The organism is Marinomonas shanghaiensis (assembly GCF_003259175.1).
Classification (GTDB): Bacteria; Pseudomonadota; Gammaproteobacteria; order Pseudomonadales; family Marinomonadaceae; genus Marinomonas; species Marinomonas shanghaiensis.
Map to the genome: position 1 here is coordinate 1 of NZ_QGOK01000004.1, position 25,142 is coordinate 25,142.

The 25,142-nt window shown below is 44.3% G+C and carries 21 protein-coding genes; 10 read left to right on the forward strand and 11 right to left on the reverse strand.

Annotated features, from left to right (window positions below):
* Nucleotides 1-19 precede the first annotated feature (19 nt).
* Nucleotides 20-550, reverse strand: coding sequence for an REP-associated tyrosine transposase (locus DKT73_RS03385; RefSeq protein WP_111637184.1), 531 nt, complete (start codon nucleotides 548-550; stop codon nucleotides 20-22).
* A gap of 794 nt (nucleotides 551-1,344) precedes the next feature.
* Here DKT73_RS03385 and DKT73_RS03390 point away from each other — a divergent pair.
* From DKT73_RS03390 to DKT73_RS03400, 3 genes are all read left to right on the forward strand, one after another.
* Complete coding sequence (locus DKT73_RS03390; protein ID WP_111637185.1) at nucleotides 1,345-2,559, forward strand: MFS transporter; 1,215 nt, start codon at nucleotides 1,345-1,347, stop codon at nucleotides 2,557-2,559.
* Between the two features lie 189 nt (nucleotides 2,560-2,748).
* Nucleotides 2,749-4,899, forward strand: coding sequence for a dihydrolipoyl dehydrogenase family protein (locus DKT73_RS03395; RefSeq protein ID WP_111637186.1), 2,151 nt, complete (start codon nucleotides 2,749-2,751; stop codon nucleotides 4,897-4,899).
* 4 nt (nucleotides 4,900-4,903) lie between these two features.
* Nucleotides 4,904-5,722 carry a DUF547 domain-containing protein gene (locus DKT73_RS03400; protein WP_111637187.1) on the forward strand — a complete coding sequence of 273 codons (819 nt, stop codon included), beginning with the start codon at nucleotides 4,904-4,906 and terminating at the stop codon, nucleotides 5,720-5,722.
* On the opposite strand, the gene DKT73_RS03405 is transcribed toward DKT73_RS03400, so the two are convergent.
* Nucleotides 5,717-6,625, reverse strand: a complete 909-nt coding sequence (locus DKT73_RS03405; protein WP_232827769.1) for a LysR family transcriptional regulator — start codon at nucleotides 6,623-6,625, stop codon at nucleotides 5,717-5,719. The two genes, DKT73_RS03400 and DKT73_RS03405, sit on opposite strands and share 6 nt — an antisense overlap.
* A 131-nt stretch (nucleotides 6,626-6,756) precedes the next feature.
* On the opposite strand from DKT73_RS03405, the gene DKT73_RS03410 reads away from it, so the two are divergent.
* From DKT73_RS03410 to DKT73_RS03420, 3 genes are all read left to right on the forward strand, one after another.
* Nucleotides 6,757-7,482 carry a sulfite exporter TauE/SafE family protein gene (locus tag DKT73_RS03410; protein WP_111637189.1) on the forward strand — a complete coding sequence of 242 codons (726 nt, stop codon included), beginning with the start codon at nucleotides 6,757-6,759 and terminating at the stop codon, nucleotides 7,480-7,482.
* Between the two features lie 140 nt (nucleotides 7,483-7,622).
* A complete protein-coding gene (locus DKT73_RS03415; RefSeq protein ID WP_111637190.1) occupies nucleotides 7,623-9,023 on the forward strand; it encodes a sensor domain-containing diguanylate cyclase in 1,401 nt (466 codons plus the stop codon).
* A 26-nt stretch (nucleotides 9,024-9,049) separates the two neighbouring features.
* On the forward strand, nucleotides 9,050-9,556 hold the full coding sequence (locus DKT73_RS03420; protein WP_111637191.1) for a YgjP-like metallopeptidase domain-containing protein: 507 nt from the start codon (nucleotides 9,050-9,052) through the stop codon (nucleotides 9,554-9,556).
* Nucleotides 9,557-9,671: 115 nt separating this feature from the next.
* Here the strand turns inward: DKT73_RS03420 and DKT73_RS03425 are convergent, their stop codons facing one another.
* Nucleotides 9,672-10,595, reverse strand: a complete 924-nt coding sequence (locus DKT73_RS03425) for a SphA family protein (RefSeq protein ID WP_111637192.1) — start codon at nucleotides 10,593-10,595, stop codon at nucleotides 9,672-9,674.
* Nucleotides 10,596-10,945: 350 nt separating this feature from the next.
* Between DKT73_RS03425 and DKT73_RS03430 the strand changes: the two genes are divergently transcribed.
* Entirely contained in the window at nucleotides 10,946-12,115 is a 1,170-nt protein-coding gene (locus DKT73_RS03430; protein ID WP_157959143.1) for a LuxR C-terminal-related transcriptional regulator, read from the forward strand.
* Nucleotides 12,116-12,261: 146 nt separating this feature from the next.
* Nucleotides 12,262-13,515 carry a serine hydrolase domain-containing protein gene (locus tag DKT73_RS03435; RefSeq protein WP_198666529.1) on the forward strand — a complete coding sequence of 418 codons (1,254 nt, stop codon included), beginning with the start codon at nucleotides 12,262-12,264 and terminating at the stop codon, nucleotides 13,513-13,515.
* Nucleotides 13,516-13,597: 82 nt separating this feature from the next.
* Here the strand turns inward: DKT73_RS03435 and DKT73_RS03440 are convergent, their stop codons facing one another.
* Nucleotides 13,598-14,275 carry a 7-cyano-7-deazaguanine/7-aminomethyl-7-deazaguanine transporter gene (locus tag DKT73_RS03440; RefSeq protein ID WP_111637194.1) on the reverse strand — a complete coding sequence of 226 codons (678 nt, stop codon included), beginning with the start codon at nucleotides 14,273-14,275 and terminating at the stop codon, nucleotides 13,598-13,600.
* A 210-nt stretch (nucleotides 14,276-14,485) separates the two neighbouring features.
* Nucleotides 14,486-14,992 (reverse strand): HPP family protein, encoded by a 507-nt coding sequence (locus DKT73_RS03445; RefSeq protein ID WP_111637195.1) that lies wholly within the window; start codon nucleotides 14,990-14,992, stop codon nucleotides 14,486-14,488.
* 104 nt (nucleotides 14,993-15,096) lie between these two features.
* On the opposite strand from DKT73_RS03445, the gene DKT73_RS03450 reads away from it, so the two are divergent.
* The gene (locus tag DKT73_RS03450; RefSeq protein ID WP_111637196.1) at nucleotides 15,097-15,657 is read left to right on the forward strand and encodes a TetR/AcrR family transcriptional regulator; all 561 of its coding nucleotides are present in this window, start codon (nucleotides 15,097-15,099) and stop codon (nucleotides 15,655-15,657) included.
* 28 nt (nucleotides 15,658-15,685) lie between these two features.
* Here the strand turns inward: DKT73_RS03450 and DKT73_RS03455 are convergent, their stop codons facing one another.
* From DKT73_RS03455 to DKT73_RS03475, 5 genes are all read right to left on the reverse strand, one after another.
* Nucleotides 15,686-16,543: a PA4780 family RIO1-like protein kinase gene (locus DKT73_RS03455; protein ID WP_111637197.1), complete on the reverse strand. Its 858-nt coding sequence runs from the start codon at nucleotides 16,541-16,543 to the stop codon at nucleotides 15,686-15,688.
* 131 nt (nucleotides 16,544-16,674) lie between these two features.
* The gene (locus DKT73_RS03460) at nucleotides 16,675-17,583 is read right to left on the reverse strand and encodes a hypothetical protein (RefSeq protein WP_111637198.1); all 909 of its coding nucleotides are present in this window, start codon (nucleotides 17,581-17,583) and stop codon (nucleotides 16,675-16,677) included.
* A gap of 389 nt (nucleotides 17,584-17,972) precedes the next feature.
* A complete protein-coding gene (locus tag DKT73_RS03465) occupies nucleotides 17,973-18,962 on the reverse strand; it encodes a GGDEF domain-containing protein (RefSeq protein WP_232827770.1) in 990 nt (329 codons plus the stop codon).
* Between the two features lie 225 nt (nucleotides 18,963-19,187).
* Complete coding sequence (locus DKT73_RS03470; protein WP_111637200.1) at nucleotides 19,188-20,816, reverse strand: methyl-accepting chemotaxis protein; 1,629 nt, start codon at nucleotides 20,814-20,816, stop codon at nucleotides 19,188-19,190.
* A 95-nt stretch (nucleotides 20,817-20,911) separates the two neighbouring features.
* Nucleotides 20,912-22,159 carry a DEAD/DEAH box helicase gene (locus tag DKT73_RS03475; RefSeq protein WP_111637201.1) on the reverse strand — a complete coding sequence of 416 codons (1,248 nt, stop codon included), beginning with the start codon at nucleotides 22,157-22,159 and terminating at the stop codon, nucleotides 20,912-20,914.
* A 459-nt stretch (nucleotides 22,160-22,618) separates the two neighbouring features.
* Between DKT73_RS03475 and DKT73_RS03480 the strand changes: the two genes are divergently transcribed.
* Nucleotides 22,619-23,599 (forward strand): carbohydrate porin, encoded by a 981-nt coding sequence (locus DKT73_RS03480; protein WP_111637202.1) that lies wholly within the window; start codon nucleotides 22,619-22,621, stop codon nucleotides 23,597-23,599.
* A gap of 168 nt (nucleotides 23,600-23,767) precedes the next feature.
* On the opposite strand, the gene DKT73_RS03485 is transcribed toward DKT73_RS03480, so the two are convergent.
* On the reverse strand, nucleotides 23,768-25,120 hold the full coding sequence (locus tag DKT73_RS03485; RefSeq protein WP_157959144.1) for an MFS transporter: 1,353 nt from the start codon (nucleotides 25,118-25,120) through the stop codon (nucleotides 23,768-23,770).
* Nucleotides 25,121-25,142: the final 22 nt, after the last annotated feature.

Below are 25,142 nucleotides of genomic sequence, written 5' to 3' on the forward strand. Positions count from 1 at the left end.
TCTGCGTGGTAACGCATAGCTACCAGACTTTACAAATTTCTAGTAGTCCGCTTTCCCCCTCATAATCACGCGCACTCGAATATCGCCAGTGACATGCCAAATCGACATATCCTCTTTTGACTGGGTTTTGATGGATATACTCTATTTTTTGCCGCATCATTTCGTCACTTTGAATTAATTGTGGATGTGACCCTTCCTGCCAAAACTGGTACGCGCGATCATCTTTATGCGCTTTTTTATAAAAAGCTAACTGATCTAAAATGGTTTTCACATTATGTTCAATTAAATACGAAATTAATGCTCTGGCTGTAAATGATTTTAATCGAGCTAAATCTTTGCCTATTTGCTCACTCTGTACAACTAAATGCAGATGGTTTTCCAAAATCACATAAGCGTGCACCTTTAACCCTTCGCGCATTAAAAATGATAAAGAGTCAAAAATAATTGCCACTGTTTGTGGACGTGTAAAAACAGGTATCCAGTGTAAAACAGTTAACGTGACAAAGTGCGGTGCATCTTGTTGAATTATTTTGTATCTACTTCTGCCCATTCGTCATCCTTGAACGTTGTGTATCGGTTTATCCTAGTTCCCACGGTCTCCGTGGGAATTCATACGTGTGCTTAGTGCCTCTACTATGCATTACCACGCGGAGCGTGGGAACGAGAGTGACTTGACACCTCAAATCGCACATAGGTAATAAATCGTATCCTCTTTGATGGCATTGGTCACCTCTGTATTTCTCATTTTTTGCCTCAACAGTCTAAGCAGTCAAAAATAACTTTGACGAAGCTAAGTCTCAACATCCTAAGCGGCCAGCAACTCTGAAGGTTTGTAAATATGGGGTTTTTTTTTCTAGTTCCCACGGTCTCCGTGGGAACTCATACGTGTGCTTGGTGCCTCTACTATGCATTACCACGCGGAGCGTGGGAACGAGAGTGCTCGGTGTGTTTTTCAGGTTCGTTTACTCGACTGTTTGGGTTTCTAGTTCCCACGGTCTCCGTGGGAACTCATACGTGTGTTTGGGGCCTCTACTATGCATTACCACGCGGAGCGTGGGAACGAGAGTGCTCGGTGTGTTTTTCAGGTTAGTTTACTCGACTGTTTGGGTTTCTAGTTCCCACGGTCTCCGTGGGAATTCATACGTGTGCTTGGTGCCACTACTATGCATTACCACGCGGAGCGTGGGAACGAGAATATACTAAGCCTTTCCTTACTCTAGGTATAAATACTCGCCCCTCTTTGGTGCTTTTTGTTTTAGAATAGCACCATAATTTGTCCGTAAGGTCAGCTTTCATTTTCTTCATGTGCAGACAGTTTCATGCAGACTGTTAAAAGGAATATTAATGTCCAGTTCTACCTCTACTGTTAATGCTTCAATGCCTGAGCCGAAGACCCAATGGTTGAACGTGATTTTACTGTGGGTGGCGGGCATTTCTGCGGCGATGCAGTTTGCTAAGTTCTCTGTGTCTTTTGATGGTTTGCTTGAGCATTATCAAATGGGGGCGACGTCAACAGGTGCGGCGTTGTCTGCAGTTGGTATGGCGGGTTTGGTGTTTGGTGTGTCAGCGGGCATGATCGCCAGTCGTGTGGGTTATCTGAAGGTGTTGGTTGGTGCTCTGTTATTGGGCGGTGGTTTGTCTTTGCTGCAATCGACTCTGCCGTCTTTTCAGCTGTTGTTTGTGACACGTATGCTGGAAGGTTTTTCTCAATTAGGTGTGGTGGTTGCAGCACCGACCTTGATTGCCAAAATAAGCGCGCCGCAGCATAAGTCTTTGACTATGGGGATTTGGGGTACTTTCTTTGGGGTCGCTTTTGCTTTATGTGGCTGGGCGGGAAAGAATATTTTAGATCAATACGGTTTGCAGACCTTATTTCTAAGCCATGGTGTTTTTATTAGCACTATCGGTTTGGTGTTGTTCTTTAAGCTAAGAAACAATCCAGTATTGGACTTGGTACCTGTGACGGGAAGGCAAGACGGCTTTATTAAACAGATGATAAAGATTTATCGCAATCCAAGGGCGTTATTACCCAGTTGTGTGTTCTTGTTTTATACCTGCACTTTGGTGTCGGTTTTGACCTATATTCCTGGCTTGATTGGTGATTCGACACTACAGAAGCTGATGTTGGTGGCGCTGCCGCTCATCAGTACGGGCGGGACTTTTTTAGCGGGGGCGATTGCGCAATATCTGATGCGGCCGCAGCGCGTTGCCTTGATGGCGTATTGCGGTGTTGCCAGCTGTGCGGTGGTGTTATCTGTGGTGAGTGGTTCGCCTGAACTTTTTTGTGTGGTCGTTGGGGTGATGGTGTTGTTTCTTGGAATGGTGCCAGGATCGGCATTGGCGATGATTCCCACGCTGGCTCGTAACCCAAGCGAACAGGCGCAAGGTTATGGCTTATTGGCTCAGTTTGGCAATCTTGGGGCCACAATGGGTCCACCGACATTTGCCACAGCAATCGCGGTTTATGGTTTGGCGGGGTTGGTGGTATTGGTTTTGTGCGTGTGCTGTTTTGGGGTCTTGTTTAGCCTTTTGGCTGGTCGCATTAAAGCGGTTGTATAAGCAAGCCTCACCTGTCTTTTTGTCGTGTTGGCTTGGTCATACGTCGCTTCTCTTTCTTCTGCAAGGTGGATGGTTCAAAAACAATCTATCTTGCTGTAATAATTCCAGTCTGTATCCTGTCTAATAACCATTAACGAATTGATGGATTGTATTTTTCCTAAGCTGTAAGACTCTTTCGGAGTTTGATGAATGAAAAAAATTGGATTGCTGGTGTTGATTGTCACATTGGCCGCGGGCTTTTTCTATTTTGACTTGAACCAGTTACTGACGCTGCAAGGGCTCAAGTCCGGCCTAGTGGAATTTGAGGCGTGGCGCCGTGACAGTCCAATCTTGGTAGGTGGCGCGTTTTTATTGTTGTACGTTATCGTTACCGCCTTATCTTTGCCCGGTGCGGTGATTATGACCTTGGCTGCAGGGGCTTTATTTGGCTTGTTGTGGGGTACGCTGATTGTGTCTTTTGCTAGCTCCATTGGCGCGACGTTGGCGTTTTTGGTGTCTCGTTATTTATTGCAGGACATGGTGCAATCGCGTTTTGGTGATCGCTTAAAAGCCTTTAACGAAGGCATTGCGCGAGATGGCGCCTTTTATTTATTTACCCTTCGTCTTGTGCCGATCTTCCCTTTCTTCTTAATTAATTTGCTGATGGGGCTGACGGCGATTCGCGCTTTAACCTTTTATTGGGTGAGCCAAGTGGGGATGTTTGCAGGCACCTTGGTGTACGTGAATGCCGGAACTCAGCTTGGCCAATTAGAGCGTTTGTCGGGCATTTTATCGCCTTCGTTATTATTGTCTTTTGTCTTGTTGGGCGTGTTTCCTTTGATCGCAAAGAAGATCGTCGATCTGGTGAAAGCGCGCCGTGTTTATGCGGGATTCACCAAGCCAAAATCCTTTGATCGTAATTTAATTGTGATTGGTGCAGGCGCTGGTGGCTTAGTGAGTGCTTACATAGCGGCCACAGTGAAAGCCAAAGTCACCTTGATTGAAGCCCATAAAATGGGTGGTGACTGCTTAAATTATGGCTGTGTGCCAAGCAAGGCGCTGATTAAAAGCGCGAAAGTGGCGCACCAAATGCGTCATGCTGAAAACTATGGTTTGAACAGCAGCGAGCCGACCTTTTCATTCAAAAAAGTCATGCAGCGTATTCACGATGTGATTGCCAAAATCGAGCCTCATGACAGTGTTGAGCGTTACAGCAAAATGGGGGTGGATGTGGTGCAAGGTTACGCCAAATTGATTGATCCTTGGACCGTGGAGATTCAACTAAATGAAGGTGGAACGAGACGTTTGACGGCGCGTAGTATTGTGTTGGCGACAGGTGCTCGACCGTTTGTGCCTGACTTACCCGGTTTGGACGAGGTGGGTTATGTCACCAGTGATACCCTGTGGGAAACCTTTGCCAAGTTAGACGAGCCACCAAAGCGACTGGTGGTATTAGGCGGTGGACCGATTGGATGTGAGTTGGCGCAGAGTTTTGCCCGGTTAGGATCGGTAGTGACACAAGTAGAGCGCTCGTCTCGCATCATGAGGCGAGAAGACGAAGAGGTGTCTAAGCTGGCGCAAGAAAGCCTAGTCCAAGATGGCGTGATCATGCTGACTTCTCACCGTGCCGTGCGTTGTGAAAAAGAAGGGGAAAGCAAGCGTTTGATCGTTGAGCACGACGGGCAGGAGTCGACCATTGAGTTTGATGCCCTGATTTGTGCGGTTGGCCGTGAAGCGCGCCTTGACGGTTACGGTTTGGAAAATTTGGGGATTGAAACCAAGGGCACGATTGTCACCAACGATTACCTTGAAACGCTTTATCCGAATATTTTTGCCGCGGGCGATGTGGCGGGCCCTTATCAATTCACTCACGTGGCGGCGCATCAAGCTTGGTACGCCGCGGTAAATGCTTTATTTGGTACCTTTAAAAAATTCCGTGTGGATTATCGTGTGATTCCCTGGACCACCTTTGTTGATCCTGAAGTGGCGCGAGTGGGCTTGAGTGAGCAAGATGCCAAGGAAAAAGGCATTGCCTATGAAATGGTGCGTTATGAACTGGATGACTTAGATCGCGCCATTGCGGACAGTGCCGCGAAAGGCTTTGTGAAAGTACTGACGGTACCGGGTAAGGATAAGATCTTGGGCGTGACGATTGTTGGCGAACACGCAGGGGATTTACTGGCCGAGTTTGTGTTAGCAATGAAACATGGTCTGGGGCTGAACAAGGTGCTTGGCACCATTCACACTTATCCAACGTGGGCGGAAGCCAATAAGTACGCCGCCGGTGAATGGAAACGCGCTCATGCGCCACAGCGCATTTTGAATTGGCTGGAAAAATACCACGCTTGGCGTCGAGGTTAAATTGATGCAAAAACTCCGTCCATGGGTTCTGTCTTTATTGAGTTTTGCCTTGTTGGGTTTGTTTAGCGCTTTGGCAAGTGCGGCAAATACTTTCGATCATGGTCAATGGGATGCTTTATTAAAACAGCATGTGCTGCCATTGAACGGCGGCCAAGCGACTCAAGTAGATTACCAAGGCTTTGCTGACGATAAAGTACCGTTAGAAGCGTATCTGGCGGCGTTATCTCAGGTGACTCAGACGGAATTTGATGCATGGCCGAAAGACGAGCAGTTGGCGTTTTTGATCAATGCCTATAACGCGTGGACAGTGGATTTGATTCTGACTAAGTGGCCTGATTTGGATTCGATTAAAGATCTGGGCCACTTTTTTAGTTCGCCGTGGAGCAAGTCTTTTATTCCGTTATTAAGGAAAACGCGCTCTTTGGATGATATTGAACACACCATGATTCGTGGCTCTGATCGTTATCAAGATCCGCGCATTCATTTTGCGGTGAATTGCGCCAGTGTTGGTTGTCCTGCCTTGCGCAACGAAGCCTATGTTGGCAGCCGTTTAGAGGCTCAACTGGAAGAACAAACACAGCTTTTCCTCGAAGATCGTAGTCGAAATCGAATAGACAGTGGCAAGTTGGCGCTTTCTTCGATTTTTAAATGGTATCGAGAAGACTTTGAAAAAGGCTGGCAGGGCTATTTATCACTGGAGCAATTTTTACTGGATTATTCAGAACCCTTGTCTTTAAGCTCTGAAGAGATTCAGATGTTGAGAGACAAGAGTATGCCCATCCGTTTCTTAGATTACGATTGGGCATTGAATCGTACGTTATAAATCGCTTCCTGTGCTGTTAGAAAAGCGCTTCATCATTTCCCAGAATACATTCGCTTGAGAACTCTGTGTTTGATGGCGTAAGCGAATCATAAAAATCGGCAGCTGATTTTGTGAAGTAAAGTTTTCCACTTCAATGGGCACCAGTTGACCATTCTCCAACTCTGACTGAATGCAATGCTTTGGCATTCTCGCCCAACCAAGACCATGTAATAACAAGGTTTTCTTTGCCTGGAAATCGTTCACATACCAGCGTTTTCCCGTGGGTAACACATATCTGTGGCCATTTTCTGACGCGTTGGCGGTGGTGTCGTTAACCAAGATTTGCGGAATCGAATACAGGGCTTGTTGCTTGATCTTGGCGTCACTTGCGTTGAGCGTGGCGAGTAAGGTTGGGCTGATTACGGCGGTCATGGTGATTTTATTGAGCTCGATAAACGCGTGTCTGTCATCGAGCCCGTATCGTGGACCAATGGCGATTTCGCATTTGTTCTTGGTAAGCTTTTCTTGCACACCATAAAGGTGATCTGTGGTGATGTCCAAAGCAATGTCAGCATGCTGGAGCTGGAAAGTCTTGATGCGTGACATGCAGTCATCGTCTAGCGCCATTTGGCTTAGACAGAGTTGCAGTGGCGCTTCTGTGCCTTGAGCGAGGTCATGGCCTAGGTTTTCTAATTGCAGAACCTGAGACATGAGCTTCTTGCTCTGCTGGAAAAAAGCGTGGCCTGCGGCCGTCAATGTCGGACGGTAGCTATTGCGGTCAAATAACTGCAGGCCATATTGTTCTTCTAAGGCTTTGACGGCCGCGCTGATTCCGGGCTGCGTTTTATGGATAGAATCTGCTGCCGAACGAAAGCTTCCTGTTTCCACCACCGCAATAAAGGCTCTTAGTTGATCGAGTTTCATGATGCCTCCAACATGATCATAATTAATGATCATTATAATAATAAAACGAGATTATTTATTGTTCATTATATGCCTTATGATTGCGTCTATAAAACGAAGATACTCGTTATTAATGAACAAGGAGTGATTACGTGGATTCTGTATTCGTGGTACTTTTTTTGGCAGGCTTAATCACCGGCTTTTCCAAGTTTTCGGTGGGCGGTATGGGCTTGCTGGTGTTGCCTATTGTGATGATTGCTTTTCCAGGCCCAGAAGCGTTGGGGATGATATTACCGCTGTATATCATTACCGATATTTTGGCGGTATGGAGCTATCGTTCGAAAATTGCTTGGGCTGTGTTGGCGCGTTTTTTACCCTTGGCCTTTTTAGGTGTGTTTGTCGCGAGCCAATTTCTGGCGAACATCGACGCGGATCAGTTTGTCAGTTTCTTAGGATTTATGATCCTTTTTATGATTGCCTTAGGCTTGTATTTGGATTTTCGTCCAGCCTCATTTATGCAAAAACCTTGGGCCGCTTATTCCATGGGCTTTTTCGGCGGCATTGTGACCATGATGGCCAACGCCGCGGGGCCAATTTTTAGTCTCTTCTTGCTCGAGCAAAAACTGGATAAAGAGACTTACGTCAGCACCCGCGCGTGGGCATTTTTCATCATCAATGTGGTGAAGCTCCCCTTTTATATCAGTTTAGGGCTGCTATCGCTTGAAACGACCCAAGCCAGTTTGTATGCCGTACCAGGACTGATGGTCGGTTCATTTATTGGCTATCATTTCTTGAAAAAGGTGAATCCCGTTCAGTTCAAATGGATGATCCGCATCATGTCGATGATTGCGGCCGTAAAGCTGTTTTTGTTTTCGTAGCGAATACAGTAGTTCCGTACAAAAAACATACAAAAATGGCGGCATTCCGTCTTGTATTGTCAGCGGATGTTCCATAATAGTTGGTATGAACAACGCCTCTTGTAGGTTGCTGTATTGCTAGGCTAAAGCGTGGATTTTGTATGGAAAACAGACCAGAAACTAATATCCAGTTGGAACGTGTTTTGGAGACTGTGCCGATTGCTGTGGCTTGGTCGAGTATTGCCTCAGATCGGATCGATTATATCAATGAGTCGTTTAGCACGCTCTTTGGGTATTCGTTAGAAGATCTTCCTGATCTTAAAACATGGTATGAGCATGTTTTTCCAGATCCTCGTTATTATCAGCAGGTGATCGAACCTTGGATACAGGACTATCTAGAAAATGTACCTGTGGAAGGGCTGAGTACTAGGATGTTTTGCAAGGATGGTTCGGTGAAAAAAGTGAGAATCTCTTTCTCTATCGTCGCAGACAAAAGGCTTTGGTATTTCAATGATTTAACCGATTATTGGATTGCTGAAAAAAGGTTGCGTGCGCGCAGTGACATGTTGGAAATGGTGGCGAAGAGTTCGGCGTTAACGGACATTCTGGACGTTATTGTGAAGCAGATTCAGCAAGAAAGTCCGCTCTCTTTGTGCAGCGTGTTACTTTTTGACCAGGCAGAACAGTGTTTGCGTTTAGGGGCGGCGCCAGACTTTCCTGATTTATATAATAAAGCCGTTGATGGCATTAAAATTGGCCTCAATGTTGGTTCATGTGGCACGGCGGCCTATTTAAAAACGCGTGTCATTGTGGACGATATTTTTTCCCATCGATATTGGCAGGATTATAGGCAGCTTGCTGCGTTAGCAGGAGTCGCTGCTTGTTGGTCGGATCCTATCATGTCATCAAAAGGCGATTTATTAGGTACGTTTGCTGTATACAAACGTGTGCCATCCTCTCCCACGAAGAAAGAATTCGAAATGATTCATTTCGCCAGTAATTTGGCGAGTATTGCGATTGAAAGTTTTCGAGTGCAAGAAGAGCTTGAGCAACGAGCTTATTTCGATCATTTGACTGGGTTAGCGAACCGAGGACATTTTTTTCAGCAATTTGAGTATGTTTTATCCAAAGCCATCGCAGAAAACGCGCCTCTTGCGGTTTTGATGATGGATGTGGATCACTTTAAAAGCGTTAACGATGCCTATGGGCATAAGGTGGGAGATTCGCTGTTGCAGAAACTGGCTGAGATGAGTCTGTCTATTTTGAGAAAAGATGACATAATTGGCCGAATTGGCGGTGAAGAGTTTGCTGTATTGTTGCCAGCGACAGATCTACAAGAAGCGTTTCGGGTCGCGCAGCGGTTAAGGGAAAACATCGAAAAAGGCGTAGTGTTCATTGCTGATGCCCACACTCTTTCTTTTACGGTATCTTTGGGTGTTGCTTATCGTCAGCACAATGAATACACCACGATTACGGAATTATTAAACGCAGCAGATCATGCCCTCTATCAAGCCAAAGCGGCAGGGCGTAATTGCGTTTTTTCATCACAACATCAATTGTAAAATGTATGGGTTAAATAAAGCCGCTTATGAGCACAAAGAATTATCTTTCCGGTTACAGTTCTCATGTACAGCAGCAGGTGCAAGTCTTAATAGCGTCAGAAAAGTCCGCTCAGTGGTTGTTAAATAAGTATCCAATCGCCCATAAATTGGGCGGTGCCAGTGGTTTGTATGAATACGCTTTAGAGATCAAAAATACCTTCATGCGCAGTTCACCTCCGATCAGTAAGGTGATTTATGATGATAAAATTCATGTCATTAACAACGCGCTTGGCTTGCATACATTTGTTTCAAGAATGCAGGGTAATAAACTTAAAGCCAAAAATGAAATCCGCATTGCCTCCTTGTTTCGCCAAGTGCCAGAGCCTTTTTTGCGAATGATTGTAGTACATGAACTCGCCCATCTTAAGGAAAAAGCCCATGACAAAGCGTTCTATAAGCTTTGTTGTTACATGGAGCCTGATTATCACCAGCTAGAGTTTGATCTTCGTTTGTACCTCTGTCATAGAGATCATTTTGGAGCGCTGTGGCTCTAGGGAAGGTACGAATAAAAAACACCTGTCGGCTCATACACCGACAGGTGTTTTGTGCCGTCGTCATCACGGCGTCATCGAAAGGGGGTAACGATCAAGCAGTGATGACGATAGAGCGTTAAAAACTCTGAGAAACCAATATTGCAGCGGTGTAACCTTGGGTACGGTTTTTGGCCTTGAACTCTTTGTAAGCATGGAAAGAGACGAAGGGTAAGCCAGGGCGGAAGAAACTAACTTCAGGTCCTATTGCAATCACCGAACCTCGATTGCCATTGACTATGTTGCTACTCGCTGGCGCCTTGTCATCGGTTAGCTGTTTGTAAAAGAAACCGCCTAGACCGATAGTCCAATCATCGACGTGCTGACCTAGAGCAAATTCATGTCGATATTCTGTTCCACTGGTGTAGTGGGTGTCTTTGTTTTCGGTATTGATGTCTAATTGAAAACTGGATGAGACTTCAAAACCGCCTTCGGTTAGATAGGTGAGGTTGAAAGCGGGCGAGATCGTCCAGTGATTGAGCCCTGTCGTAATGGTGTCATCTTTATGATAATGACCCGTTGGGATTTGTATTTGCAACTGAGTATTGGTCGCCAAATTGTCCGATGGATGCCATTGCAAGATATAAGGAATAATCTGAATATCGCCTATGCCCGAGTCCGATCCGACGACGGCAATATCCGCAACAGGAACACGGCCATCAATATCCAAATCTAAGAAGGGAATCACTATTCCGTAGCCATAATTAGCCCCTTGAAAGGTGTGTTCTGTCATCTTTATATAGGTTAATGACAGCGATTTTACGGTTTGAGAAAAGTCGTTTAGCTTGTCTTCCCCCTTACCGTCTAGACTTTTATCAGCATGATAAATAGAGGATCGTAGAGAAAAAGCCCCCATATCGGTTACGGGTGGCATATAACCCGCGCTAAAACCATAAATACCAGGCGCCGTACTCGGAGCGCCATTTTCTGTGGCAAATGCTGTCGCTGATACTGCCAAACCAACACTTATCGTCATTATCGAAGTTAATGTATTGTGATTCATATCTTACTCTCTCTGCTCATTTATTATTTTTATTGATACATGTGGAGTGAGCATGACAAGTGCCTGGGGTTTATTCATATCCTATTTGGGATAAAAAAGCGTTTTTATGAAAGGGGGAGTCGTTTTGTAAGGGGGCTGTTGATTGAAACGATTTGGCTATCATTTATTTTTCGGCTCAGGTATTCTCATTTATTGCACTTTTTATCTTTTGTCTCTTTACCATAAAAATAACGAAATACAGTGAGAACAGGTTCTCTGCTTTGTCAGGGTGCTATAAAAAAGCAGTGCTCATCATACAATGGCAGTGAGAGTCGTTGCTCTTTATGTGTTCTCACGTGTTGGGGGCTCCTATGTCTGCTTACTATGTCAATAAACTCTTACCTGAGCTTTATCGCTGCGTAGACCAACCTATGGAATGGGTCAACATATTGGATCGCTTACGTGTTGACCTCGATGTTGCCAGTGTGGTTGTGCAGGTGTTTGATCAGTCCAATACGGGAGATTTGGTACAGAATTGGGTAATGAGGGATTCATTGTCTTTGGCGAATGCCGCGTTGCATGATAAATGGGTGAATAATGCAGACAATCCACGCATGTATACAGGAACAACGGACAGTCTGGCGATCATTAGAGACGAGGAAATTTTTGCGTTACCCTCTCCGACGGTTGAACGCTTTTATGAAAGACTGAAACAAGCACGTTTAGGGCACGCTATTTCACTGGAAATTAAATCTCCAAATAACCAGTACATTACGCTCATTGCCCATCGTAAACACGGTGACAAACGAGGTTTTAGTCGTTTTTTTGATGATTGTTTTCAACAGCTGGCGCCGCATATTTTGCAAAGTGTTGCATTGAGCGAAAAGCTCAATACGTTGTCTTTGAAACATGCCCGTATGCGTCAAGTGACGGATCATATCAATGCCGGCATGATGTTACTCACACTCAATGGTAAGGTGTATTGGAGTAATCAATGCGCAATGGACATGGTTCAGCGGTCTGAGCACATTGGTTTGTCCAATGATAAGCTCACTTTAACGCATTCGGCGGACCAGCAAGTGTTTAATGCTATGTTGGCTGAAGCGCTTTCGCAAGTTGAACTCTCTCCTCGTTTAATGGCAACCATCGGACAATATCGTTTCAATCCGCTGCAATTATTAGTGACTTGTGTCGATGTGCCAGTCCATGACATGGGACGGCCATCAGAAACGATGATTGCTGTCTTTTTCTCTGAAAATGATCATGGTTTTACCCATTTGGATGAGGAAGTAAGTCAGTTGTATGGTTTGACACCAGCAGAATCTCGATTAGCAGTTGCTATTGCCAATGGTTTATCTTTGGAGGAATACGCTCGAGAAAAAGGCGTCTCAGTTGGAACTGTGCGCATTCAATTAAAAAGTATCTTCTCAAAAATGAACATCACTCGCCAACAAGAGCTAGTAAGAGTGTTATGGTCTTCTGTTTCTGCTCGTACCTGCCGCGCTCATGATTTTTTGTCTATTAACTCGCGATTGAGTTAACCATTCTTCTTATCCTATTTGGGATATGACTTCCTCTAATGTCGAGCTCATTATCTGGGTCATGTAGATACATAAGCCGCTTAATGACGCTGTTGTCTATTATTCAGAATATTTAAAAAATATAAAAAAGACATAGGGGAAATATAATGACGAAAATAAAAAAAATCCGTCTGCTAATGAATACTGGTTTATTGTCGCTGGCTGTTTTGCCTATTGCGGTGCACGCTGGATCGGTTGTTGATCCCCTGGTTGCAGCAGTCGGCCCCGCATCGGATGTCCCAGTAGCAATACAAAATCTGCGTTGGGCAATGTTAGATGGTGATGTGAATACACTTACGTTTCGCTCAATGGATCAATTGTTTACCACGCGTCATGTCGCTCGCTCTGGCCCGATATCGCCTCTATTACACCAAGATCATCCGCTGAATTTTTCGTATGAATTTGATAGTGTACGTTATCAACCTGAACAGTTTCTTGATCGTACTTTCACCAACGGCTTGTTGATCATGAAAGACGACAAAATCGTCTACGAGAACTATCGTAATAACACCAATCAAGATACGCGCTTTATGGCGTGGTCTATGACGAAATCATTGGTATCTCTTTTAGTAGGGATTGCTCTTGAAGAGGGCCGCATTAAATCCTTAGATGAAGACGTCACTCTTTATCTTCCTGAATTGTCAAAAGGTGCCTACAAAGGCGTGACCATTCGTCAAGTGTTGTCTATGAGCTCTGGCGTAAAATATGAAGAGCGTTATGATTTTGCTAACCCTGGTGTCGCCGCTCGTAATCATATTTTAGCCTTAGTGAAAAATGTAGCGCGCTTTGTTGAACCAGCAAAAACCATAGAGCGTTTGCATGAGCCTGGTACTGTGCAGGAATATAAAACCATAGACACGGCGGTTTTAGGTTTGTTATTGGAACGAGTCAGTGGGGGCAGCAATGTGTCTGCTTACATGGCACAACATTTATGGGAGCCATTGGGTGCACAAGCAGATGGCTTCTTTATTATGGATGGAGAGCCTGGGGTAGGACGTGAGTTTACCGGAGCGGGCTACAGTGCCACTATGCGAGACTTTGCACGGGTTGGCTCTATGATGCTCAATAATGGCCGTATCAATGGTAAGCAAATTGTCTCGCCTGAGTGGGTGAAAATGTCGACAGAACCATTTATGAAAGAAGACCCTGAGCTTGGCGGCTATGGATATCAGTGGTGGACGATGCCCAATACTACAGCCTATTCAGCGATAGGGCTGCAAGGGCAGTTTATCTATGTCGATCCGGAAACTCGTACTGTGATTGTGAAGCTAAGTTATTTTCCACAAGCGGAAATGGACGTAGCAGAGCAGGAAACGATGGCATTTTTCAGTGCAGTATCTGGTTGGAACCCTGCAAAATAAGCAAGTGAATTCCCGATAGAATAGTGTGTATACAAAACGCGGATAGAGGTAAGTCTATCCGCGTTTTTTTATAGACAGCACTTTAAGCGCGAGCGGTTTTATTCAGAGTTAAGGTGGTGTGCTGAATATGAGTGATTTTTTTGATCAAATAATTCAATAGTACGCCGTACAAGGGAATAAACAAACCTAAGCTAATAATGATTTTAAAGGCAAAATCAGCCAGTGCTATTGCCTGCCAATGTTGCGCCATAAAAGGATCGGGGCTTTGATAGAAGGCAATGCCGAAAAAAGCCAAAGTGTCTAAGCCGTTACCAAACAGCGTGGAAGCGGCTGGTGCAACCCACCACTGTTTTAACTGACGTAGTCGATTAAATACCTGAATATCCAGTGCTTGACCGAGTAAGTAAGCCATTAGACTGGCAATCGCAATGCGCCCAACAAAGCTGTTGTATGTTCCTAAAGCGGCAAAACCTTGAAATTCGCCTTGGGCAAATAAAACCGACAAAACATAAGAGACGATGAGGGAGGGAATCATCACCAAGAATATGATTTTACGTGCTAACGGTGCGCCAAAAATACGCACAGTAAGATCCGTGGCTAAAAAGATGAAGGGGAAGGTAAACGCGCCCCACGTGGTATGAAGCCCTAAAATAGTGAAGGGAATCTGTACCAAGTAATTGCTAGAGGCAATAATGAGTAAGTGAAACATTGCAAGATAGCATAATGCCTTACCTTGCTGTGCAGGCGTAAATGTATTCATAGTGTGACCTTTTTCGTTTGATTGGGGTGAGGGAACCCAAATTAAAAAGTTCGGATTGGTTAAAACGAACTTGCGCTTTTTGATAATGCCGCATTTGACCTTATGGTCAAATGCGGAGCGGGATTATACATGAAAATCTTGGTTAAAAAAGCGCCAGGTATTAAATATATGGCTCTGTGGGCCAGAAGTGCACATTGTTACTTAGCCGAGTCATTTGTTATAAGGCTTTAAGGTGATCGAATAGCCAACACGTGAAACCCCATTATGATAGAGCCAGCCGAAGAGAATAATCATCAAACAACCTGTGAGTACAGGTGTCAGCAAAAAAGACCATGAGACATTAAGCGATAATATTAGAAGAGGGTTGGCTCCTGCTGGTGGGTGTAGAGTGTTGGTGATCATCATCAAAGAGATGCCTACGCCGACACTGACCGCCATGCTGAGAGGCGTCACTTCCCAAAAGTGTAGAGTCATTAAGCCAACGAAACTCGTCAATAAGTGACCTCCAAGAATATTTTTGGGTTGGGCCAAAGGGCTTTTGGGTAACGCAAATAAAATCACCATGGTGGCGCCAAATGGTGCCATGAGTTCAACATAGGCCGGAACGATTGCTTCACCCTGAGCCAGTAAAAAGATGCATAGAGCCGCACCTATGCCTGCGAGGCAGATGGTGAACAGGCGCGATTGGCAATAAGAGCGGCATAAGCGTAACAACATGATTAAGATTCCTTGCACATTAAGGGGAGACCAATCGGTCTACTCTATGGTAGACAGATCGGTTTCCTTATGTCAATATCCTTTTACGATAAGGGAGAGATTGGATGACTAAGCCAGATTTATTAATTCATGCCGCGTTTAAGCTTTTTTATGAGAACGGCATTCACGCCGTTGGTATTAACCGCATTTTGCAAGAAACCGGCGTGGCGAAAAAGACGCTCTATCATCACTTTGCGAGTAAAGAGGCATTATTAGAAGCCGTATTGGTCTATCGAGATCAGACTTTCATGGATTGGCTTACTGCGAGAATGATGGCTGCTGGAGAGGGTAAATTGGCTGTTTTAGCGCTATTTGATGCGTTAGATGACTGGTTCCACGACCGGGTAGAGGTGTTATTACCCTTTAAAGGCTGTTTTTTTATGAAAGCCAATGGTGAGTTTTCGGATCATATTGTGAATGGTTTATGTCAGCGTCATAAACAAAATATTACGGCTTTTATTCAGGCGAATCTGGTGGGTCAAGTGTCTAAATTGGCACCTGCTGATTTGGCACAAAGTATCAGCGTGTTAAAGGAAGGGGCAATTGCGCAAGCTTACGTTGCGGGCGACTTAAATGCCGCGAAAAGAGCAAAAGCGATGGCTGTTGCTCTTTTCGCGGAAGAATGAAAATCTGTATCTGGAATGCTTTTTAAACTCAGTCGTCATCATTGGCGCTATTGATGCGCGCCAATCTGTCTTGTTCTTCTTCAAAAGCGTCTTTTATTTCTTGCAGTACAGAGTCTACATCGGCCGCTTCAGTGGGCTCTTCGAACTCGCCAGTTAATTCGGTATCGGGGGTTAGTTTACCCGCTTCGAACAATGCCCAAATTTCTTTGGCGTATTTGGTTTCCAACAAATCCGGTGCGAACATGCCATAGTAATTACGCATGTTATTGACGTCACGCTCCAGCATCCATTCGGCATTGTTATTCGCTGCTGCGTCAACGGCTTGTGGAAGATCGATAATGACAGGACCATGGGAGTCGACAAGCACATTAAATTCCGACAAATCGCCATGTATTAAGCCTGCACACAACATGCGCACGACATCGCGAATAATGGTGTCGTGATCACGTCTGGCTTGCTCTTCTGTTAATACGACATCATTCAAGCGGGGGGCAACCTCACCGCTGTCGTCCGTCACAAGCTCCATCAGCAACACGCCATCAAAGCAGCCATAAGGAACCGGCACTCTGACACCAGCGTCTGCCAACCGAAACAAAGCATCTACCTCAGCGCTTTGCCACAGAGTTTCTTGCTCGTCACGGCCAAACTTAGACCCTTTTTCCATGGCTCGAGAGCGGCGGCTATTGCGAACTTTTCGGCCTTCTCGATATTGCACTGCTTGTTTAAAGCTGCGCTTACCCGCTTCTTTGTAGACTTTTGCGCAACGGATTTCGGATCCACAGCGAACAACATAGACGGTTGCTTCTTTTCCGCTCATTAATTGTCGAAGAACTTCGTCTACTAAGCCATCTTCGATGAGGGGTTGTATTCTTTTTGGGATTTTCATGCGGCTCGTTATACAGTGATTTGATGATAAATGAAACAACCTGAGAATGACGGCAGTGCTTGCCAATGCTCAGTTAAAAATAGTCCCATTACGGACATTGTGACAGTTTCTCCACTCTACAATGAATCAGATTAATCGTTAGCATCGCGTTTTTTATATTCATTCCTTACCAAATACTCAACCATTTCATTGATTTTCATGTTTTTTTCTTCAGCTAGCGCATTGAGCTTTTGTTTAGTATTAAGCGTCATGCTGATGCTGTAGGGTTTTTTACCACTCGATTTTTCACGGAATTTTTTCTGACTCCATGCTTTTTTCATTTTATCAATAACGAGTGCCTTACGGTCTACGTTATCAGATAAATCAATAGTAGCAATAACTGCGGCTTTTTTTTCTGCGTTAGAGGTAGGAATCCAAGCTTGTTCTAATGGTCTTTGAGTGATGTTTTGAAGATAGGACCAGGCCCAAGCCCACTGAGAGGGGTTATTTTCTTCAAACCAGTGAACAATGGTTTCATTGAAGCGAATGCTCTGCCATTTGGCTTTTAAATCGTCGAGTAAATCTTGCTGTTGTTGAGCGTCGGCTTCGCCATCGTAAAAAGCATTGAGAATGTCCATTACTCTGTCAGTGACGTTGTCTCTTTCTGTTGAAAACGCCTTATCAGAAAGCATAACGAATTTGTTTTCTTGTGTTGTCTCATGTTCTTGGCTGGCGTCTCTTTTTTTCGTATGACTTTTTAAATAACACCAGACCCAGTTACATAATCGTTCGTCTTTTTTATCAATCCACCGAAAGTGGCTTGTAGGAAGTTGAGTCGACTTAAAGGCGGAACGCATTTGTGAGGCAAAGTTTTTAGGTGCTCGATTCTTTTTGACTAAATTGTCTAGCTCTTCATTGAGCTTTTTCACACGTTCCGTGTGCGTATTACCACGTAGGTTTCTTATTGAGGCACTTCGAATGTTACTTAATAAATAATCTGCATAAAAAGCGCATTCTCTTTCCGACTTAGCTTCCAGAAACTCAATTTCGCCTTTAATCATACTTATTTATTCCTTTTTGTTATTAGAGCATTCGAAAATACGGTTTATTACTGTGTAGTATGTTCCGTAAACTTTACGTGTATTTGTGTAACCTTACAATAGTTTTACAGTGAATCTGTTTGTTTTTTATTCATCTTTAAGACTCTTGAATGACTAGAATGGCGCGTGTCATCCCTCGGTTATGAGGGAGCGTAAAATCGGTAGAGACAAGTTTCGATGAGAACGGTGAAGAGTCTTTTGAGGTGCTTTATAAAAGTGGTGCTTTTGTAATTGTATGAAGACACTGAAATGGGAAATGTGTTGTGTTAGGACGGTAAGCTCACACAGAGAGTGTATCGCGTTCTTGATGGCCAACTCTGTATAGTGGTTTAGAAGTGCATGACGCGTTGTTAATCATGTGAACGGATTGTGTTTCGACCAGCTTGTTTTGCCGCAAAGAGACGTTGATCCGCGAGAGTAAAGACATCGCTATTCGTATTGGCCTCGCTTGAGTAAGCAATGCCTATACTTATGGTTATGCCTGCTATGTCATCAATTTTAAGGAGACTGATCCCTGCCCTTAGATTCTCCGCTAAGGTAATGACTTGTTGTGGTGTTCTATTCAGTGTTAAAACAATAAATTCTTCTCCCCCCCAACGCCCCAATACATCATTGGGGTGAATGACTCGACTCAGCTTGGCTGCAATATGGCTGAGGACTTTATCACCGATTAAGTGACCATGGATGTCATTCACTTGCTTAAAGTGATCGATGTCGACCACGAGTATCGCATAGCTTTGTTTTTGTTCTTCAGCGTCTAAATTGAGTTCAGTAAATACCTTCTCGAGACCTCTGCGGTTGAGAATGCGTGTGAGTAGATCAATATACGCGTAGTTTTCAAGTACATCCGCCCGTGCCGCTGCTTTGTCTGTCTTAATTCGCAGTCGAATGACAGTCCACAATAAGAATATGTAGATAATATGGGCAATTGCGATATTCAATACCACTCCCATTGTGTCATTAAACGACTGTTGTTGTATGAGAACCGCAAAATGACCAATGATAGTGACCGTAAAAACCACAATAGTGGTAGGGGCGGCCTTTTTTACCTCTAGAAAAAGGTAGGCAATGACATAGTTTAGTCCTAACCATTGGGCTGCATTTGAGAATTGGCCATTGGGTGCTGAATGGTGCCACATACTCGAGCTGGTTAAATAGCCAGCGACAATAAAATACGTAATGAAATGCAGGCTTTGATGGTTCAGTTTGGTAACAGTATTCAGGATATACATTAAGGCAAATGCCAGAATACAAATAGGGTAGGCACGAGCATCAAAGGGAGAAATGAGGCCGCTTGAAAAGTCAATTGCCCAAATGGCACTGAAACCAAGGATCGCCATAATAAGTAGTCGACGGAATAATCTAGGCGATACCGAGGATGTATTTAGGTGTCTGTTGTGGCTGGGCAAAGACTGCATGATTGGTGAGCCGAAAATCTACGATAGAGGCCTAGTATATAGCGCGTTTGTCGAGTTGTGGGAAGTCGTTGAGCAAATTGAGCCAGGATAGTTAAGCCGTCTATGTTAGAAAACGGCTTTACTATCCTCAAATTGCCTAACAATTTGTTAGGCAATAAAGCGATTTAATTCATTTTTTAACGACAAGGTTGATATTTGTAGTCTATCTGCTGCATCTGCAATTTCTTCTGTGCTGTGTCTATTATGAGCCGCTTGGTTTTCGACATTTGATACGAGGGACAACACTTGGCGAATATCGATTAGTACCTTAGCCACGTTGCCAGAGGTGTGCTGTACTTTTTGACGCGTATCCAGCATGGTGGTGGAGCTGTCTGTAATGCTTTGCATGGCTTGAGATGATTCAGAAAGCAGTTGCTTGAATTGACCTTCACTGTCTTTCATTTTTTCTGCGACATTGCTTATCGCTGAAACAATGTTAGCAATGGCGGTACTGGTTTCATTCAGACTGCTTTGTGTTCGAATCGCAAGTTGTCGAACTTCATCGGCGACGACAGCAAAGCCTCGACCTTCTTCGCCCGCTCGGGCGGCTTCAATCGCGGCATTTAATGCTAATAGATTGGTTTGATCTGCTATGCCACTAATAGCGGAAAGAATATTATTCACATCCTCAGCTTTGTGTGAAAGCGTGTTCAACTCGTCAGAAAGTCTTGATTGGGATTCTGCTGTACTATTGATAATGTCTGTTACCTTGCTAAAAGCATGTTGTCCTTTTTCAAGAGAGTTGCTTGCTTTTTGAGTGTCTTCCACGGTTAAGGTTAACTCTTCATCGGAAGAAGCAAGTAGGTCGCAAGTAGATGTGGCATGCAGGCGAACTTCGTCAACGGCATGAGCGATTTTCTGTGCGGCGACACGAATTTCTTTACTACTGCCTTGTAACTGAGAGGATACGGCTGAGTTTTCAATGGCGGAGTGTGTCGATATCGCCAAAGTGGATTGGAATTCGGTAATCAGATTATTGAAATCTGCTAAAAGAAGGCCAATCTCATCTGAACTGGTTTTCGTGCGCAGTGTTAGGTTTCGCGTGGTTGCTATGGTACGCATCAGTACCTGAGCATCGGCTAGCGGCTTGAGTATGCGGGATACAAGCCAGAATATGATCGCAGAAGAGAGTAAAAAGATGACTAAGCCAATCATGCCGGAAACGAATAGGGTAGAGTTAAGTTCGGCTTGAATGGTAGAGATAGGTGTATCAACACCCACTACAAAGGTTTTGCCTGTGCTGGTTCTGTATGGAATAAAAACAGATCGGAAAGTGCCCCATTCATCGGTATATTCATCAAAAATGGGCGTGGCATTATTTTTTGAGAACGCGCTGACTAACTTATCACTTGGCTCATCGTAAGGCGTTAGAGGGGCACGGAATGTTTTTGTTTCGACATCTTCTTGTTCTGGCGTGTCGAGTACAAACAACACTTTATCAGACGGTTTAATCATGGTGTACATGTATTTTATGTCTGATGATTGCAGTATGTTGTAGGCTTTTAATTGCAGCGCATCAGACTCAGCTTTGGAAAAATTTCCGTTAAACGCATCATCATATACGTTGTCGCCAATTAATTGCCTAGCAACCTGAGCTGCAAAGACAAGATTGCTGTCTATTTGCTCATACAGATCAGTTTTTCGCACATCATAAAGATGGAAAGTGTAGCTAACACTCGCTAAGGCACTGAGCAAAAGGACCGTGGATAAGAGACGAGATTTAATCGTGGTGAACATTTGATTTCCTTTCAAAGCAAGCCTGTAAAATGGGTATTTATCCACGTCTGTTTGATCATGAGATCGGTCGATTATATGAGCAAATTTGTTTCTGTCTAATATTTTCTTTTAGGCTTCTTCTTACTAGATGCTGAGAGACCTAAGGCTTTGGCTCTGAGTTCTTTTTTGGATGGTTCGCGTTTTTTGGGTGCCTCCAGAGTCTTCGTTAAGTCAGGCTCAAAACCAGGGAGCCATTGCGGTAAAAATTGTTCGCCCACAAGCTTTTCGATGTCCGTTAGTAAGTAGCGTTCTGCTTCGGTAACCAATGATATCGCCAGACCTTTTGTGCCTGCACGGCCCGTTCGTCCGATGCGGTGGATATAATCTTCAGCGTTATAAGGTAGCTCGTGATTTATCACATACTGCAGCTGTTCGATATCGATCCCCCGTGCCGCAACGTCGGTTGCGATAAGTGCACGCACCTTTCCCGCTTTAAAATCGGTTAACACTCGCTCTCGAGCCCCTTGAGATTTGTCACCATGAAAGGACTGAGTCGCAATGCCGTCCTTTTGCATTTCGTTAGCAAGTTCATCCGCGCCCTGTTTGGTGCGGGTAAAAATGAGTACCTGCTGCCAATTTTTAGAGCCAATAAGGAACGACAATAAGGCGCTTTTTCGCTTTTTATCAACGGCATAGATACGTTGTTCTACTTGTGTTGCCGTGGTGTTACGGCTATCGACTTCGATCAGCTGTGGCTCTTTTAATAAGGTTTTACTGAGAGCAAAGATGTCGTCATTAAAGGTTGCGGAAAAGAACAGCGTCTGTCTTGTCTGTGGCAAATTTTTTAATATTCTTTGGATATCTATGATAAAGCCCATGTCCAACATTCTGTCTGCTTCATCCAAAACCAATGTTTGTAATGCACTGACATTAATCAGTTTTTTCATAATCAATTCAAGTAAGCGCCCTGGTGTCGCAACCAGAACATCGCATCCTTGTTGTAAGGCATCCAGTTGTACATTGATACTGGCACCACCATAGGCAACAACAGAGTGAATTGACATTCCCTGACCATACTTCACAAAGCTCGCATGAACTTGTTGTGCCAATTCTCGTGTCGGTGTTAACACCAGAACTTGGACGCCTTCGACCGAATTTGTGCTCTTATTATGTTTAACTCGTTGTAAAAGTGGCAAAGCAAACGCGGCTGTTTTCCCCGTACCCGTCTGAGCACCAGCCATGACGTCCTTACCCATCAAAACCACTGGTATCGCGGCAAGTTGAATTGGCGTTGGCGTGATATAACCAAGCGTATTTACCTGATTTAAAATGTCTTGATGAAGTCCTAAAGACGCAAAGCTCATGACGGTCTCACTTGTATAGATGGGTATAAATAGAGGGCGCTATTGTAGCACTTTGTCATGGGCAGTTACTCAACAAAAAAGTACGGCGTAGGCGTGACTTTGTTGTTTATTCGGTGTCCTGTCAGTATCCCAAGATTGACGGATTAGGAAGATGTGCCAATTGTTTTAAAATTTCATAACGAAGTGGCAAAAAAACATAAAGTGTAGTTTTTTCTTCATTTCTTGCTTGTTCTTTAAGATATTTAAAATTGGATATATAGCTGGTCGATTTATTTTTGTTTTATATCAATAAGTTGAGGTTTATTTATGTCATCTTAAAAAATTAAGTAAAAAATAAGAAAGAATATTGTTGTTTGATTGTTGTAATAAAGTTACTGAAATGTATTATTGATAGTGAAAACACACGTTTTTGTTGAAGTCTATTTATTATAAAAACAACATACAATTAGGTCTGAAATCATGAAAAAAACTATTCTAGCTACTGCTATTGTTAGCAGCATCCTATCTGTAAGTGCTGTTCAAGCTGCTCCCGTCTTCGATGCCAACTTCGAGTTAAATACCGACGCTGTAGATAAAGCGACAGGCGATACAACCTATGATCAAAATGGTCGAGTTGAGCTAAATGCTTACAGCAAGCATACGTCTGGTGATAACTTCTTTGCAGGTAAAGGCTCTGTTTTATTGAATACTGATGGTGAAGCAACCGTTGATGATGCTTTTATCCAATTCGGTAACAGTGCTTGGGATTTCCAATTGGGTCGCTTTGAGGCGATTAACTTATTCCCGTTAGCAAAAGATACTTTGATTGTTCATGCCATTGATGACAGTGTGTATGAAGCGAATAAAGTGCGTGGTCGTGTAGGCGATGGCGGCGGTCAGATTGCGTTCCATTATAAAGCCAGCGAAGCGCTAAAATTTGAAGTAGATACAATCTACGGTGACGGCGATCCGGATGATTCTACAGTTGTAGGTAATGGTGATGACACTACCGCGATTTCTGGCGTGCGTCCATCGGTGACGTTCGTGACGGATGCGGCAACGATCAGTGCGGGTTTTGAAAGCGTGAAATACGACCAAGTTGGTGGCACTACGGTTGATCTATCTGGTTATGGCGTAACGGCGAACTTTGATGTGGGTGCGGCCAACGTTAACCTTGCTGCAGCGCACAGCAAAGACGACAACACAGACAAGAAAATCTCTTCATTTGTTGCCAACATGGTATACGGAAACTTTGGTTTGGGTGTGATTGCGTCTAGCGTTGATGATGGCGCAACGGATCCATCTCTAGTAACCACTTACATTGCTTACACTGTACCAGTGCTAGACATTGAAAATGCAACGGTGACCTTCGCGGGTTCTTACTCAACTGCGGATGATGTTGCAGTGGGCACGAACGATAAAACTACAGCAGCACGAGTTCGTTTTAACTACGGTTTCTAACGTGTAGTTAAAGATAAGAACAATATCGTTGGTTACTCCCTTTTCTGATGATATTGTTCTTCCCTCGTGCTGGGGTTACTTTACTTTTTTTGAATAGTCTCTGTTCTTTCTTAGCTTTTCACAATAAGTTGGAAGCAAGCTGTAGTGAAAACATGAAATACTTTTCGTTTAGGTCGCTTGTTTAGAAGCGATTGTCTTCATGTCCTCTAGTACTTTGTCGGTGAGTTTGTAGCTGTACAAGAAAATGGCCAAGCCTATCGTAGCGCCAATAGCGTTACCTAAATTTAGAGCGTCCCACATACCTTGAATGACCTGTTGAGGTTGCTGCACGACCGTTCCCCCTGTTGATTCAATAAAACCCACCATAGCAAGGTAGCCCATGGCAATGGCGCCACCAACGGCTGTTGTGGCTTTATTCGCAAAGGTTTGGGTGGCAAAAGTGACGGCTTCTAAGCGTTGACCGGAACGGATATAGCCATATTCAATACAGTCGGCAATAAAGATACTCGGCATAATTAATGTGACGCCAAGCGCAATGGCTTTCAGCATGGTGAAAGCAATGAATACTTCAAGATATTCGTAACCCATTAACCAGATAATGATCGACAAGACGGCGAGCGCGGCAGAAGCCAAAGCAAAGGTGGCGATTTTGCCAACCTTACGAATGCCAATTGGAACTAACGGTGAGGCCAGCATGGCAGGGCCAATCATAGCGAAGAGCAATAGACCGGAAAGAGAAGGGTCATCGAAAACATCGCGGGCAATATAAGGCATTAGGGTGAAGGCAACGTTTGACCCACCAATAAAGACAAAGGCGAGAATAAACATCAGCAAGTACTGGTTACCAGTGACGGTGCCCACTATTTGTTTAAGAGTGGGAATCTCTTGTGCTACGACGTGGCGTTCTTTCACTCTGCGTATGGTTAACATCAGAAGCATGGCGGTGATGCACATAATGACAGCAGCCAGAGTCCATTTCCCGCCTAGCTTTTCGACCAGCCAAGGTGCGCTAATCATGGCGATAACCATGCCCACAAAGCCGCCAAAACGCACAAAAGAATAGATGACATTTCGCTCATCTTTGTTTTGTGTCATTACTGAACCTATAGCATAGGCGGGCGCATCAGAGACGGTATATAACATTCCCCAGCCAACATAGGTAACAAAGGCGTAAGTAACGCGCAGCCACATTGGCTGCTCAGCAAGGTAATCACCGAAGGCAAATATCAATACGGTAGCAAGAGGCACGGCCCAAGCGATAGCGTTCACCCAAGGTTTGAATTTTCCACCGCTAAAGCGGCTTCGTTCGACGAGAATCGAAAGAATGGGATCATTAACCGCGTCCCACACCCTGGCCAAAAGAAAAATAATACCCACTGTGCCAGCGGATAAGCCCAGTACAGAGGTGTAGTAAACACTGATGAAAATAGTCACAAACATAAAGATAATGTTTTGACCGGTGAAAAACGTGTAATAGCTTAGTCGTTCAAGACGACGGGTTTCATAGTTTGTTTTGGACATAGTTGCCTCGTTGTTTTTATTA